We start from the raw sequence: 12,206 nt of genomic DNA, 5'->3' as shown, positions 1-12,206 counted from the left end.
TGAAGAAACAGGAGCAAAGGCGATGCAATCTAGGCGGATTCCGGAAACCGATCCCGCCGGTGGCCCCGACCCCGGCACCACGCTGACCAAGGCGGTAATGCGCGCCGCCGGCTTCCTCGGCATCAGCCAGGCCGTGGTGGCGAGCGTGCTGGGCATCAGCACGGCCTCAGTTTCGCGCATGGCATCGGGCGGCTATGTGCTCGATGCGCACCGCAAGGAATGGGAATTCGGCGTACTGTTCGTGCGCCTGTTCCGCTCGCTGGACGCGATCCTCGGCCACGGCGACCAGGCCCGGCTATGGCTGACCCATGAAAACCTGGCGCTGGGCGGCAAGCCCCTTGAAATGATCCGTACGACGGAAGGTCTGGTTCGTGTCGTTCACTACCTGGACGCCACCCGCGGTCGCATCTGAGCGCAGGCAGTTCGCGCTCACGCTGTGGCGGGCGGTGGAAGCCCAGCACGTAGTCTCCACCATGCCGCTGGTCGACAGCCTCGAAGAACAGGCTGTGCTGGAAGCCGTGCTCGATGCCGGCAAGCCGGCCGTGCCGATCGAGGCGCGCCACCTGCACTACCTGCTGTTCACCCCGTTCCGCTATCCGCCCTCGCCCTGGGGCTCGCGCTTTCGCGCCGGCCAGGATCCGGGCGTGTTCTATGGCGCCAACGAAATCCGCACTGCCTGCGCCGAGCTCGGCTACTGGCGCTGGCGCTTCCTCAACGACAGCCCCGCGCTGCCGGGCATCGACGCCCGCGCGCAGACGCTGTTCGAAGTCCGCGTCAATACCGACGGCGTGGCACTGGACGCGCCGCCTTTCGACCGCGATCGCGACGCCTGGACCGATCCCGACAACCACGAACCCTGCCAGGTCTTCGGCCGCGTCGCGCGCGAGGCCGGCCTCGGCATGATCCGCTACACTTCCGTGCGCGACCCGCAGCACGGCCCCTGCGGCGCGGTGCTGACGCCGCGCGCCTTCTCTCACCCGGCCCCGCTGGCCACCACGACGTGGATGCTGACGGTGCGCCGCGACCGCGTGATCTGGCAGCGCGACGACCTGCAGCAACGAGACAGCTTCGAGTTCGAAGCCACGCTGTGGCAGCGCACAAGCGAAAGCGCCAACAACGGCTGAACCTCGGCCCCGTGCCGGCGATCTAAGCGTTATGGCAGGCGGAAGTGCGCACCGCCTCAAGGTATTTTTAAACAGGTGTTGCATTGCGCAACCGGATGCCATATAATCTTTTCTTCGACGGACGCGGGGTGGAGCAGTCTGGCAGCTCGTCGGGCTCATAACCCGAAGGTCGCAGGTTCAAATCCTGCCCCCGCAACCAACCGCATGATAATGCGGTTGATCACTGCAAACGCATCCGATCCGTCATACAGACAAACCCGCCATCGGCGGGTTTTTTTGTTTTGGGTACCGGCTTGTGCGCACCCCCAACCGACGGCCCCCCCAACCGGCCGCATCACAGCCCGGCCCCCTCTGCGAGGGTGATACACTTTCGCCATTCCTCCCGGACGCCCCTCATGAAATTCTGCTCGAACTGTGGTCATGCGGTCGTGTTGCGCGTACCTGACGGCGACAACCGCCCGCGCAGCGTTTGCGACAACTGCGGCACCATCCACTATGTCAATCCCCGCAACGTTGTCGGCACGATTCCGGTGTGGGAAGACAAGGTCCTGCTGTGCAAACGCGCGATCGAGCCGCGCTACGGCTTCTGGACCCTGCCGGCGGGCTTCATGGAGATCGGCGAAACCACGGCCCAGGCCGCTTCGCGCGAGACGCTGGAAGAAGCCGGTGCGCGCGTGCAGGTAGGGGAACTGTTCTCCATCCTGAACGTGCCGCACGTGCACCAAGTGCATCTTTTCTATCTGGCCACGCTGGACGACCTGGATATCGCCCCGGGCGAGGAAAGCCTGGAGGTCAAGCTGGTGGAAGAGGCCGATGTGCCGTGGGATGAACTGGCCTTCCCCACTGTGATCCACACCCTGCGCTGCTTCTTTGCCGACCGCGCCGCCGGCCGGCTGCAGGAAGGCAGCTTCCGGCTGCACAGCCTGGATATCGACAAGCCCATGCGCCCGCTGACCAGCCGGGCCACGGTCACGCCCTGAGCGGCGGGCCGGAAAACCCTCCACCGCCCACCCTCGCCCTCCATCGGCACGGCCCGCATGATCGCCTGGCTGGACCCGCAGGACCCTTTTCCGCCGGTGGAGCGTGCGCTCGGACCGGACTCCGAAGCCCCCGGCCTGCTGGCCGCGAGCCGCGACCTGTCGCCCCAGCGGCTGCTGCTAGCGTACCGCCAGGGCATCTTCCCGTGGTATTCGAGCGGCCAGCCGGTGCTGTGGTGGAGCACCGACCCGCGCATGGTGCTGGCGCCGCCGGCGCTGCGCGTCTCGGCCACGCTGCGCAAGACGCTGCGGCGCGTGCTGCGCGACCCTGACTGGGAAATCCGCGTCGACGACGACTTCCTGGCGGTGATGCGCGCCTGTGCCACCACGCCGCGCGACGGCCAGGACGGCACCTGGATCACCGACGAGATCGTGGCGGCGTACGGCACGCTGCACCGCAACGGCATGGCGCACGCGGTCGAGAGCTGGTACCGCGGCGAGCGCGTGGGCGGCCTGTATGGCGTGGCAATGGGGCGGATGTTCTTCGGCGAATCGATGTTCGCGCACCGCACCGATGCCTCCAAGATCGCGCTGGCGGCGCTGTGCGCGTTCCTCGGCAACCACGGCGTGGCGATGATAGACTGCCAGCAGGAAACCGATCACCTGGCCTCGCTGGGTGCGCGCCCCATCCCGCGCGCCGAGTTCGTGGCACATGTGCGGGCGGCGACGGCGCTGCCGGCGATCAACCCGTGGCGGTTCGACAAATCGGTGCTGGAGCGCTGGGCCGGGACGCCAGCGGCGCCGGCCGGCTGAATCCTGGCACTGGACGCCACTGCTGACTGACCGTCCGTCCACCCGCACCGTCCCGCCCGGAGCCCCCTGAGTCATGAGCAAGCTGAAGGAACTACCGCTCTCCGCGCTGCAGTTCTACGCCACGGCGCCCTACGCTTGCAGCTATCTCGAAGGCCGCATGGCGCGCTCGCAGGTCGCCACGCCCGCGCACCTGATCAATGCCGACGTCTATTCGCGCCTGGTGCGCGCCGGCTTCCGTCGCAGCGGCATCTTCACTTACCGCCCCTACTGCGACGACTGCCACGCCTGCACGCCGTGCCGCGTGGTGGTCGACCAGTTCGCGCCCGACCGCTCGCAACGCCGCGCCTGGCGCCGGCATGAGCACTTGCAGGCGCTGGTGGCGCCGCTGACCTACGTCGAAGAGCACTATTCGCTGTACCTGCTGTACCAGTCGATGCGCCACGCCGGCGGCGGCATGGACCAGGACAGCCGCGACCAGTACGAGCAGTTCCTGCTGCAAAGCCGCGTCAACTCCCGCCTGGTCGAGTTCCGCGAGCCGCCGGGATCGCCCGAGGCCGGGCGCCTGCGCATGGTCAGCATGATCGACGTGCTCGACGACGGGCTGTCGTCGGTCTACACCTTCTACGACCCGCTCGAGCGCAACGCCAGCTACGGCACGTACAACATCCTGTGGCAGATCCGCCAGACCCGCGAACTGGGCCTGCCGCACCTGTACCTGGGCTACTGGATCGCCGACAGCCGCAAGATGGCGTACAAGGCGCGCTTCCACCCGCTGCAGGTGCTGACCGGCAACCTCTGGCATGCGTTCGAAGACGTCGCCAGCCCGGTGCCGCCGGCTACGCAGGAATAATGGGGCCTGCAAGCGGGACCAGCAGGCCGGGCCGTCCGGGCAAGCGCCCTGCCGCTACAATGCGGGCCTGGTATCGACTTCTGCGCCGCCCCGCCGGCCGCCTCCCCACGTGCTCAACGCGCTCTACCCCCTGTTTCGCCCAGCCCTGTTCTCGATGGATGCCGAGGACGCCCACCATTTCACGCTGAACAACCTGATCCGCGCCCACCGCATGGGCCTGGCCGGCTGCATCGGCAACAAGATTGCCGACGATCCGCGCACGGTGATGGGGGTGCGCTTCCCCAACCCGGTCGGGCTGGCCGCGGGGCTGGACAAGGACGGCGCCTATATCGACGGGCTGGCCGCTTTTGGCTTTGGCTTTATCGAGGTCGGCACGGTCACGCCGCGCGCGCAGCCGGGCAACCCGCGCCCGCGCATGTTCCGCCTCCCGCAGGCGGATGCGTTGATCAACCGCATGGGTTTCAACAACGGTGGCGTCGATGCCTTTGTCGCCAACGTGAAGGCCTCGCGCTGGAAGGCCGAGGGCGGCGTGCTGGGCCTGAATATCGGCAAAAACGCCGATACGCCGATCGAGCGCGCCAACGACGATTACCTGTACTGCCTGGAGCGCGTCTACCCGCACGCCAGCTACGTGACGGTCAATATCTCGTCGCCCAACACCAAGAACCTGCGCCAGCTGCAGGGCGCCAGCGAACTTGACAGCCTGCTGTCGACGCTGAAGAACGCGCAGCAGCGCCTGGCCGACCAGCACAAGCGCTATGTGCCACTGGCGCTGAAGATCGCGCCGGATCTCGATGCCGACCAGATCGGCAATATCGGCGATGCACTGGTGCGCCACAAGATCGACGGCGTGATCGCCACCAATACGACGATCTCGCGCGACGCGGTCAAGGGCTTGCCGCATGCGGAGGAAGCCGGCGGCCTGTCCGGGCGCCCGGTGTTCGAGCCGTCGACGCGGGTGGTGCGCGCGCTGCGCAGCGTGGTCGGCGATGCGGTGCCGATCATCGGCGTGGGCGGCATCTTCAGCGGCGCCGATGCACGCGCCAAGATCGACGCTGGCGCGAAGCTGGTGCAGGTCTACAGCGGTATGATCTACCGCGGCCCGGCGCTGGTGCGCGAGTGCGCCGCGGCGCTGCGCAGCTGAGTTTTTCCCCTAACCGACCACCCTACCCGCCATGGAAACCATCCGACTCGGTCGCAGCGACCTGCAGGTCTCGCGCATCTGCCTCGGCACCATGACCTTCGGCGAGCAGAACACCGAAGCCGAGGGTCACAGCCAGCTCGACTACGCCTTCTCGCGCGGCGTCAACTTTATCGACACCGCCGAGATGTACCCGGTCAGGCCGCGCGCCGAAACCTACGGCCAGACCGAGCGCATCGTCGGCACCTGGCTCAGGCGCCAGCCGCGCGACCGCGTGGTGCTGGCGACCAAGGTGGCCGGCCCGGGCCGCATGCCGTGGATCCGCAACGGCGACGACCTGACCCCGGCCGGCATCCGCGTGGCGGTGGACGAATCGCTGCGCCGCCTGCAGACCGACTATATCGACCTGTACCAGATCCACTGGCCGGCGCGGAATGCGCCGATCTTCGGGCAGCTCAGCTTCGATCCGCAGAAGGAGCGCGAGTGCACCTCGATCCAGGCGCAGCTCGAAGTGATGGGCGAACTGGTGCAAGCCGGCAAGATCCGCTACTTCGGCGTCTCGAATGAAACCCCGTGGGGCGTGGCCGAGTTCGTGCGCCTGGCCGAGCAACATGGCCTGCCGCGCATCGCCACCGTCCAGAACCCATACAACCTGGTCAACCGCAGCTTCGAACAGGGGCTGGATGAGGCCTGCTTCCGCACCGACGTCAGCCTGCTGGCCTACAGCCCGCTGGCGTTCGGGCAGCTCACCGGCAAGTACCTGTCGGGCGATGCCGCCAGCCCGGTCTTCAATGCCGAAGCCAAGGGCCGCCTGTCGCGCTTTGGCGCGGACTGGAGCCCGCGCTACATGCGCCCGGAGACCATGGCAGCCTCGGCGCGCTATGTCGAGCTGGCGAAAACTAACGGCCTGTCCCCCGTCATGCTGGCGCTGGCCTGGTGCTACTCGCGCTGGTTCGCCGCCAGCACGATCATCGGCGCCACCACCCTGGCCCAACTCGAGGAAAACCTCGACGCCAAGGACGCGCAACTGCATGAAGATGTCGTCGCCGCAATCGGGGTAATCCACAAGCAGATCACGAATCCCGCGCAATAATATGCGCCTGGATGGCCGATAGCGGGCGTCTGACAGCATCGGATGCCCCACTTTGGCATGATGACTACGCATTTCGTGCGCGAGAAGTGGTATCCTCGCAGGCTTATCGCTGTCGCATCCGATGCGCCCGCGCACGCTCCCTCCTGCCGCAGGAAGCCGTCAGCGCACGCCCCGGACCGGCACCGTCCGCCTGCGCGCGGGCGCGCGCCAGGACGGCGGACCGAACCATCCGCGGCCGCATCCTATCCAGAACCGAGCTTTCGGGGGAGAACAGAGAATGAAGTCCATCAAGGGTCTCGCAGCAACCAAGTCGATCCTGGGCGGCGCCGTGGCGCTGGCCCTGCTGTACGGCGGCGCCGTGCAGGCCCAGACCGTCAAGGTGCTGTCGATCGTCGACCATCCCGCACTGGACGCCATCCGTGACGGCGTGCGCGCGGAACTGAAGGCCGCCGGCTATGACGCCGACAAGAGCCTGAAGTGGGAATACCAGAGCGCGCAGGGCAACACCGGCACCGCCGCGCAGATCGCCCGCAAGTTCGTCGGCGACAACCCCACCGCGATCGTTGCCATCGCCACCCCGTCGGCCCAGGCCGTGGTCGCCGCCACCAAGAGCGTGCCGGTGGTGTACTCGGGCGTGACCGATCCGGTCGCCGCGCAGCTGGTCAAGAGCTGGGCCCCGTCGGGCACCAACGTGACCGGCGTGTCGGACAAGCTGCCGTTGGACAAGCAGGTCGCCCTGATCAAGCGTGTGGTGCCCAAGGCCAAGACCGTCGGCATGGTCTACAACCCGGGTGAAGCCAACTCGGTGGTGGTGGTCAAGGAACTGAAGGAACTGCTGACCAAGGAAGGCCTGACCCTGAAGGAAGCCGCCGCGCCGCGCACCGTGGACATCGGCCCGGCCGCCAAGAGCCTGATCGGCAAGGTCGACGTGATCTACACCAACACCGACAACAACGTGGTGTCGGCGTATGAGGCCCTGGTCAAGGTCGCCAACGAATCGAAGATCCCGCTGGTCGCTGCCGACACCGACAGCGTCAAGCGTGGCGCCGTGGCCGCGCTGGGCGTGAACTACGGTGACCTGGGCCACCAGACCGGCAAGGTCGTGGTGCGCATCCTGAAGGGCGAAAAGCCGGGCGCGATCGCCTCGCAGACCAGCGACAACCTGGAGCTGTTCGTGAACACGGGTGCCGCCGCCAAGCAAGGCGTCGCGCTGTCGCCCGAGCTGATCAAGGAAGCCAAGACCGTCATCAAGTAAGCACTGCCAAGCACAGCCCTCCTGCCGTCGCATGACGGCGGGTGCTCCGCCGGGCCCTACCCGGGCTGGCGGGACAGAACAGGGCGAGGCGGCCGGCGACCCTACACGGGCGTGCCGGCCCACCCGCCCCGAAGCCGGTGCCAGGGTAGCCGCCGGTCCCCCGCAACAGGATTCCCCCATGTCCCTTTTTTCCCTTCTGGGCGCCCTGGAGATCGGCCTGATCTTCAGCCTGGTGGCGCTCGGGGTGCTGATTTCCTTCCGCATCCTCAACTTCCCCGACCTGACCGTTGACGGCAGCTTCCCGCTCGGCGGCGCCGTGGCCGCGACGCTGATCGCCGCCGGCCAGGACCCGTTCCTCGCCACCGCGGTGGCGATCGCCGCCGGCGCACTGGCCGGCTTCATCACCGGCTGGCTCAACGTGCGCCTCAAGATCATGGACCTGCTTGCCAGTATCCTGATGATGATCGCGCTGTACTCGGTCAACCTGCGCATCATGGGCCGCCCCAACGTGCCGCTGATCACCGAGCCGACCCTGTTCACCATCCTGCAGCCGGAGTGGCTGCCTGACTACGTGCTGCGCCCGCTGGTGCTGTTCGTGGTAGTGGTGATCGCCAAGCTCGGCCTGGACTGGTTCTTCAGCTCGCAGCTCGGCCTGGCGATGCGCGCCACCGGCGCCAACCCGCGCATGGCCCGTGCCCAGGGCATCCCCACCGGCCGCGCCACGCTGGCCGGCATGGCGCTGTCCAACGCGCTGGTGGCACTGGCCGGCGCGCTGTTCGCGCAGACCCAGGGCGGGTCGGACATCTCGATGGGCATCGGCACCATCGTGATCGGCCTGGCCGCGGTGATCATCGGCGAAACCGTGCTGCCGGCACGCCGCCTGATCTGGACCACGCTGGCCGTGGTGCTGGGCGCCATCCTCTACCGCTTCTTTATCGCGCTGGCGCTGAACAGCGACTTCATCGGCCTGAAGGCGCAGGACCTGAACCTGGTCACCGCCGCGCTAGTGACGATCGCGCTGGTGCTGCCGGCCACGCGCAAGAAGCTGTTTGCCCGCAAGAACGGAGGTGCCTGAGATGCTGCGCGCACAAGACCTGAAGCTCACCTTCAACCCGGGCACCCCGATCGAGACCCGCGCGCTGCGCGGCCTCAGCCTGGAGATCCCGAGCGGCCAGTTCGTGGCCGTGATCGGCTCCAACGGCGCCGGCAAGTCGACCTTCCTGAATGCGATCAGCGGCGACCAGATGGTCGACTCGGGCCGCATTACCATCGATGACACCGACGTCACCCGCCAGCAGGCGTGGGACCGCGCCCACCTGGTGGCGCGCGTGTTCCAGGATCCGATGGCCGGCACCTGCGAGGCGCTGACCATCGAGGAAAACATGGCGCTGGCGATGGCGCGCGGCACCCGGCGCGGCTTCCGCGCGGCGTTGAACCGCGGCTCACGCGAGTTGTTCCGCGAGAAGCTGCGGCTGCTGAACCTGGGGCTGGAGAACCGGCTGACGGACCGCATCGGCCTGCTGTCGGGTGGCCAGCGCCAGGCGGTGAGCCTGCTGATGGCGTCGCTGCAGCCGTCGCGCATTCTGCTGCTGGACGAGCACACCGCCGCGCTGGACCCGAAGACTGCCGCCTTCGTGCTGGAGCTGACCGCGCGCATCGTCGAGGAAAGCAAGCTGACCACGATGATGGTGACGCACAGCATGCGTCAGGCGTTGGACTATGGGCAGCGCACGGTGATGCTGCACCAGGGGCAGGTGGTGCTGGACGTATCGGGCGCGAAGCGCAAGGGGCTGGATGTGCCGGATCTGCTGAAGATGTTTGAGCAGACGCGGCATGAGCAGTTGGATGATGATGCGTTGTTGCTGGGGTGACCCAGCGTAGAAATGGGGAGCTTCGGCTCCCCATATTTGTTTTCAAGCCTCGACAGCGCTTAAGTGCTCCCGCTGTTTGCTGCCCTCTCCCGCTTGCGGGAGAGGGCAGCAAACCAGCAGCGTGCGACAGCTCAGTCGATCGTGATATGCCGCTGCCGGATGACGCCCGCCCACCGCGTGCTTTCCTTCTGGATCGTAGCCGCTAGCTGCTGCGGCGTGCCGCCCGCCGCCTCCATCCCCAGCGTGGCCAGCTTTTCCTTCAGCGTCGCATCAGCCAGCACCGCATCAACATGCTGGCTGAGCTTGCGCACGATCTCCGCGGGCGTCCCCGCCGGAGCCATCAGCGCATACCACGACACCGCCTCGAACTTCGGAAAACCCTGTTCGGCGACGGTCGGCACATCAGGCAGCACCGCCGAGCGCTTCGCGCTGGCCACACCCAGCGGGCGCAGCTTGCCGGCCTTGATATAGGGCAGCGCCGCCGACATCTGTGCGAACATCATCGTCACCTGGCCGCCGACCAGATCGGTCATGGCCGGACTGACGCCCTTGTACGGCACGTGGTTCAGCTTGATACGGGCGTCGAGCTGCAGCAGTTCGCCGGCCAGGTGCGCCTGGCTGCCGGCGCCGGGCGAGGCGAAGCTCAGCTCGCCCGGCTTCTGCCCGGCCAGCTTGACCAGATCCGCCAGCGATTTGACCGGCGTGGCCGCATTGACCACCAGCACGTTCTCGGCGGTGGCCAGCATCGACACCGGCGCCAGGTCGGCCGGCTTGTACGGCAGGTTCGGCATCAGCGTGGGGTTCACCGCGATATTGCCGACCGGCACGAGCGCCAGCGTATAGCCGTCGGGCGCGGCCTTGGCCACCATGTCGACGCCGATAGTGCCGGCGGCGCCGGCCTTGTTCTCGACCAGCACGCTCTGGCCGGTGGCCTTGGCAATGCCCTCGCCGACCGCGCGGCCGAGCACGTCCGCGGGCCCGCCGGCGGCGAACGGCACCACGAGGCGGATCGGCTTGGCGGGATACGCAGGCGGCTGGGCCAGCGCAGGCGCGGCAGCGAGCCACGGCGCACAGACTGCGATGCAGGCGAGCAGGCAGCGCGTGGCCATGCGTCGAAGGACAGGCGTTACGGCGGGCTTCACGGCAGCTTCTACATCAGGTTTCACAGCGGTCTTCATGACGGTTTTCCCTAATTGGCAGTGATCAGGCTTGGCTCCCCCACCGCGCCGGCAGTCTAGTAATCGTGCGTGGCCGTGTCCGGTCCGGTATCGGTCAGCGCAAACCCAGCCTGGTCCGCTTCGCGTGCGAGCGCAGGCAGAACGGCATAGTCGGCCGGCAGCACCGGCGCAAAGCGCGCCAGCCCCAGCATGGCCAGCAGCGCGGTCCCCGTTGCGCCCTCATGCAGCGTCAGCAGCGCGGCGCGCACATACGCGCACTCGTGCGGGTCGGCCTGCGCGGAGGCCACCAGTGGCGGGATCGGCGCGGCGGGGGTCACGTCCAGCGTTTTCAGTTGGCCTGCCAGTCCGGGTTCAAAGCGGCGCAGCAGGTCCAGCACATAGCTGTCGACCACACCCACCTCGGCATCCCCGCCGATGACCGCGTCGATGACCTCGCGCGGGGTCGGCGTGGGCGCAGCGGCAGGCCGGTACAGCGCACGGGTACCGGCCGGCGCCAGCCGCATCAGGTGATGGCGCGGCGCGTTGTAGCCCGAGTTGGACTCAGGCAGCATGCATGCCAGCCGCCCGCCGAAGGTCTGCGCCAGCGTCTGCACCGGCGCATCCGCACGCACGATGAATTCGCTGAAGTAGACCGGGCGCCCGCCGTAGCGCGCCAGCGCCGGCACGGGCGCGGCCAGCAATTGCGGCGGCACCGGCGCGCTGGCATAGGGATACCCGCACATGAACACGCAGCCGCAGTCCGACCGCGCCCACAGCGCGTTGACCGGCGCCGGCGCGGCATGCTCGACATACGGCAGGGCCACGCCGGCGCGGTCGGCCACGTGCGCCAGCAGCGCGCGCCAGGCCTGCTCCACCGGCGCGTTGACCGAGTACATGCGTGCGTTGGCAATCATGCGTAGACCAGCTTCTGGCCCAGCCCGCGCTGCTCGGCCTTCTTCAGGATGGCGTGGCCAAGCGCGATATCGCTCAGCGACAGGCCGCGATGCCAGAACAGGTTGGTCTCATCGTCGCTCTGACGGCCCGGCTTGCGGCCGGCGGCGATCTCGCCGAGCTCGGCATAGAGCGTCTGTTCCGACAGCTTGCCCGCTTCCACATGCGCACGCAGCGAACCGAACATGCCGCCCTTGCACTGGCCCCAGTCGTCGACCACCATCTTGGTCATGATGTCGGTCAGCGACAACTCGACCGCGCTCATGGTGCCGTAGGGCACGACGAAGGCGCCCGGCTTGATCCATTCGGTCTTGAGCATCGGCGTCGGGCGTTCCAGGCGCGAGGCCTCGACCACGATGTCGGCGCCGCGCACGCACGATTCCCAGTCTTCGGTGATGACGATCTTCTTGCCGAGATCGCGCTCCAGCCGCGCGGCAAAGGCATTGCGGCTTTCCGGGCGGCGCGAGTGCACGCGGATCTCGTCGAAGTCGAACAGGCTGTCGAGCAGGCGCACGTTCCAGTACGAGGTGCCGCGCGCGCCGATATGGCCCAGCACCTTGCTGTTGCGGCGCGCCAGGTGCTTGGCCCCGAGCGCGGTGAGCGCGCCGGTGCGGGCATCGGTGATGAAGGTGGCGTCGACCATCGCCACCGGAATCCCGGTGCGCGGATCGAACAAGTTGAGCATGGCCATCTCCGACGGCAGGCCGAGCTTGTAGTTGTCGACGAAGTCGCCGACGATCTTCACCCCGGCCAGCCCCAGCGGCGCCACGTAGCCGCGCAGCACGTTGAAGTGGCCGTTGAAGGCCGGGTCAGGAATCAGGTGCACGCGCGGCTCGATCACGGTCTGGCCGTTGCCCTGCGCTACCAGTGCCTGCTCGACCGCGTCCAGGATTTCGGCGTCGGTCAGTTCCAGCCGGGCGATGTCCTTGCCGTTGATATAGGTGAGATGGATGTCGCTCATACGGTCTCCTGTC

Annotated in this window: 13 protein-coding genes and 1 tRNA gene; 11 read left to right on the top strand and 3 right to left on the bottom strand. The window is 67.6% G+C overall.

Features of this window, described 5'->3' with window-relative positions:
* Positions 1-22: 22 nt before the first annotated feature.
* The 11 genes from K307_RS32560 to K307_RS32510 all read left to right on the top strand — a co-directional run bounded on the left by K307_RS32560 (position 23) and on the right by K307_RS32510 (position 9,124).
* The gene (locus K307_RS32560; protein ID WP_042885077.1) at positions 23-412 is read left to right on the top strand and encodes an MbcA/ParS/Xre antitoxin family protein; all 390 of its coding nucleotides are present in this window, start codon (positions 23-25) and stop codon (positions 410-412) included.
* Complete coding sequence (locus K307_RS32555) at positions 372-1,124, top strand: RES family NAD+ phosphorylase (protein ID WP_080745290.1); 753 nt, start codon at positions 372-374, stop codon at positions 1,122-1,124. The genes K307_RS32560 and K307_RS32555 overlap by 41 nt, the downstream gene beginning before the upstream one ends.
* A 122-nt stretch (positions 1,125-1,246) precedes the next feature.
* Positions 1,247-1,323 (top strand) — tRNA-Met (locus tag K307_RS32550).
* Positions 1,324-1,519: 196 nt separating this feature from the next.
* The gene (locus tag K307_RS32545) at positions 1,520-2,104 is read left to right on the top strand and encodes an NUDIX hydrolase (RefSeq protein WP_042885075.1); all 585 of its coding nucleotides are present in this window, start codon (positions 1,520-1,522) and stop codon (positions 2,102-2,104) included.
* Between the two features lie 57 nt (positions 2,105-2,161).
* Positions 2,162-2,914, top strand: a complete 753-nt coding sequence (gene aat, locus K307_RS32540; RefSeq protein ID WP_042885074.1) for a leucyl/phenylalanyl-tRNA--protein transferase — start codon at positions 2,162-2,164, stop codon at positions 2,912-2,914.
* A gap of 73 nt (positions 2,915-2,987) precedes the next feature.
* Entirely contained in the window at positions 2,988-3,764 is a 777-nt protein-coding gene (locus tag K307_RS32535; protein ID WP_042885073.1) for an arginyltransferase, read from the top strand.
* 109 nt (positions 3,765-3,873) lie between these two features.
* Entirely contained in the window at positions 3,874-4,908 is a 1,035-nt protein-coding gene (locus K307_RS32530; RefSeq protein ID WP_042885072.1) for a quinone-dependent dihydroorotate dehydrogenase, read from the top strand.
* A gap of 31 nt (positions 4,909-4,939) precedes the next feature.
* Positions 4,940-5,998, top strand: coding sequence for an aldo/keto reductase (locus tag K307_RS32525; RefSeq protein WP_042885071.1), 1,059 nt, complete (start codon positions 4,940-4,942; stop codon positions 5,996-5,998).
* A gap of 277 nt (positions 5,999-6,275) precedes the next feature.
* Positions 6,276-7,253, top strand: coding sequence for an ABC transporter substrate-binding protein (locus K307_RS32520; RefSeq protein WP_042885070.1), 978 nt, complete (start codon positions 6,276-6,278; stop codon positions 7,251-7,253).
* A gap of 178 nt (positions 7,254-7,431) precedes the next feature.
* Positions 7,432-8,328, top strand: a complete 897-nt coding sequence (locus tag K307_RS32515; protein ID WP_042885069.1) for an ABC transporter permease — start codon at positions 7,432-7,434, stop codon at positions 8,326-8,328.
* Between the two features lies 1 nt (position 8,329).
* Positions 8,330-9,124: an ABC transporter ATP-binding protein gene (locus K307_RS32510; protein WP_042885068.1), complete on the top strand. Its 795-nt coding sequence runs from the start codon at positions 8,330-8,332 to the stop codon at positions 9,122-9,124.
* Positions 9,125-9,255: 131 nt separating this feature from the next.
* On the opposite strand, the gene K307_RS32505 is transcribed toward K307_RS32510, so the two are convergent.
* The 3 genes from K307_RS32505 to K307_RS32495 form a co-directional block, all read right to left on the bottom strand.
* A complete protein-coding gene (locus K307_RS32505) occupies positions 9,256-10,233 on the bottom strand; it encodes a tripartite tricarboxylate transporter substrate-binding protein (RefSeq protein ID WP_042885066.1) in 978 nt (325 codons plus the stop codon).
* 125 nt (positions 10,234-10,358) lie between these two features.
* Entirely contained in the window at positions 10,359-11,195 is an 837-nt protein-coding gene (locus K307_RS32500; protein WP_042885065.1) for a phosphate/phosphite/phosphonate ABC transporter substrate-binding protein, read from the bottom strand.
* On the bottom strand, positions 11,192-12,193 hold the full coding sequence (locus K307_RS32495) for an ornithine cyclodeaminase family protein (RefSeq protein WP_042885063.1): 1,002 nt from the start codon (positions 12,191-12,193) through the stop codon (positions 11,192-11,194). Before K307_RS32495 ends, K307_RS32500 begins: the two co-directional genes overlap by 4 nt.
* Positions 12,194-12,206 lie beyond the last annotated feature (13 nt).

Source organism: Cupriavidus necator A5-1, assembly GCF_000744095.1.
Classification (GTDB): domain Bacteria; phylum Pseudomonadota; class Gammaproteobacteria; order Burkholderiales; family Burkholderiaceae; genus Cupriavidus; species Cupriavidus necator_A.
This window is presented reverse-complemented; position numbering and strand designations above follow the sequence as displayed.

Bases quoted from the DNA above. Each gene is read 5' to 3' on its own strand.
- K307_RS32560 (WP_042885077.1), top strand. From the start codon at position 23: ATGCAATCTAGGCGGATTCCGGAAACCGATCCCGCCGGTGGCCCCGAC.
- K307_RS32545 (WP_042885075.1), top strand. From the start codon at position 1,520: ATGAAATTCTGCTCGAACTGTGGTCATGCGGTCGTGTTGCGCGTACCT.
- aat (WP_042885074.1), top strand. From the start codon at position 2,162: ATGATCGCCTGGCTGGACCCGCAGGACCCTTTTCCGCCGGTGGAGCGT.
- K307_RS32535 (WP_042885073.1), top strand. From the start codon at position 2,988: ATGAGCAAGCTGAAGGAACTACCGCTCTCCGCGCTGCAGTTCTACGCC.
- K307_RS32525 (WP_042885071.1), top strand. From the start codon at position 4,940: ATGGAAACCATCCGACTCGGTCGCAGCGACCTGCAGGTCTCGCGCATC.
- K307_RS32520 (WP_042885070.1), top strand. From the start codon at position 6,276: ATGAAGTCCATCAAGGGTCTCGCAGCAACCAAGTCGATCCTGGGCGGC.
- K307_RS32515 (WP_042885069.1), top strand. From the start codon at position 7,432: ATGTCCCTTTTTTCCCTTCTGGGCGCCCTGGAGATCGGCCTGATCTTC.
- K307_RS32510 (WP_042885068.1), top strand. From the start codon at position 8,330: ATGCTGCGCGCACAAGACCTGAAGCTCACCTTCAACCCGGGCACCCCG.
- K307_RS32505 (WP_042885066.1), bottom strand. From the start codon at position 10,233: ATGGCCACGCGCTGCCTGCTCGCCTGCATCGCAGTCTGTGCGCCGTGG.
- K307_RS32500 (WP_042885065.1), bottom strand. From the start codon at position 11,195: ATGATTGCCAACGCACGCATGTACTCGGTCAACGCGCCGGTGGAGCAG.
- K307_RS32495 (WP_042885063.1), bottom strand. From the start codon at position 12,193: ATGAGCGACATCCATCTCACCTATATCAACGGCAAGGACATCGCCCGG.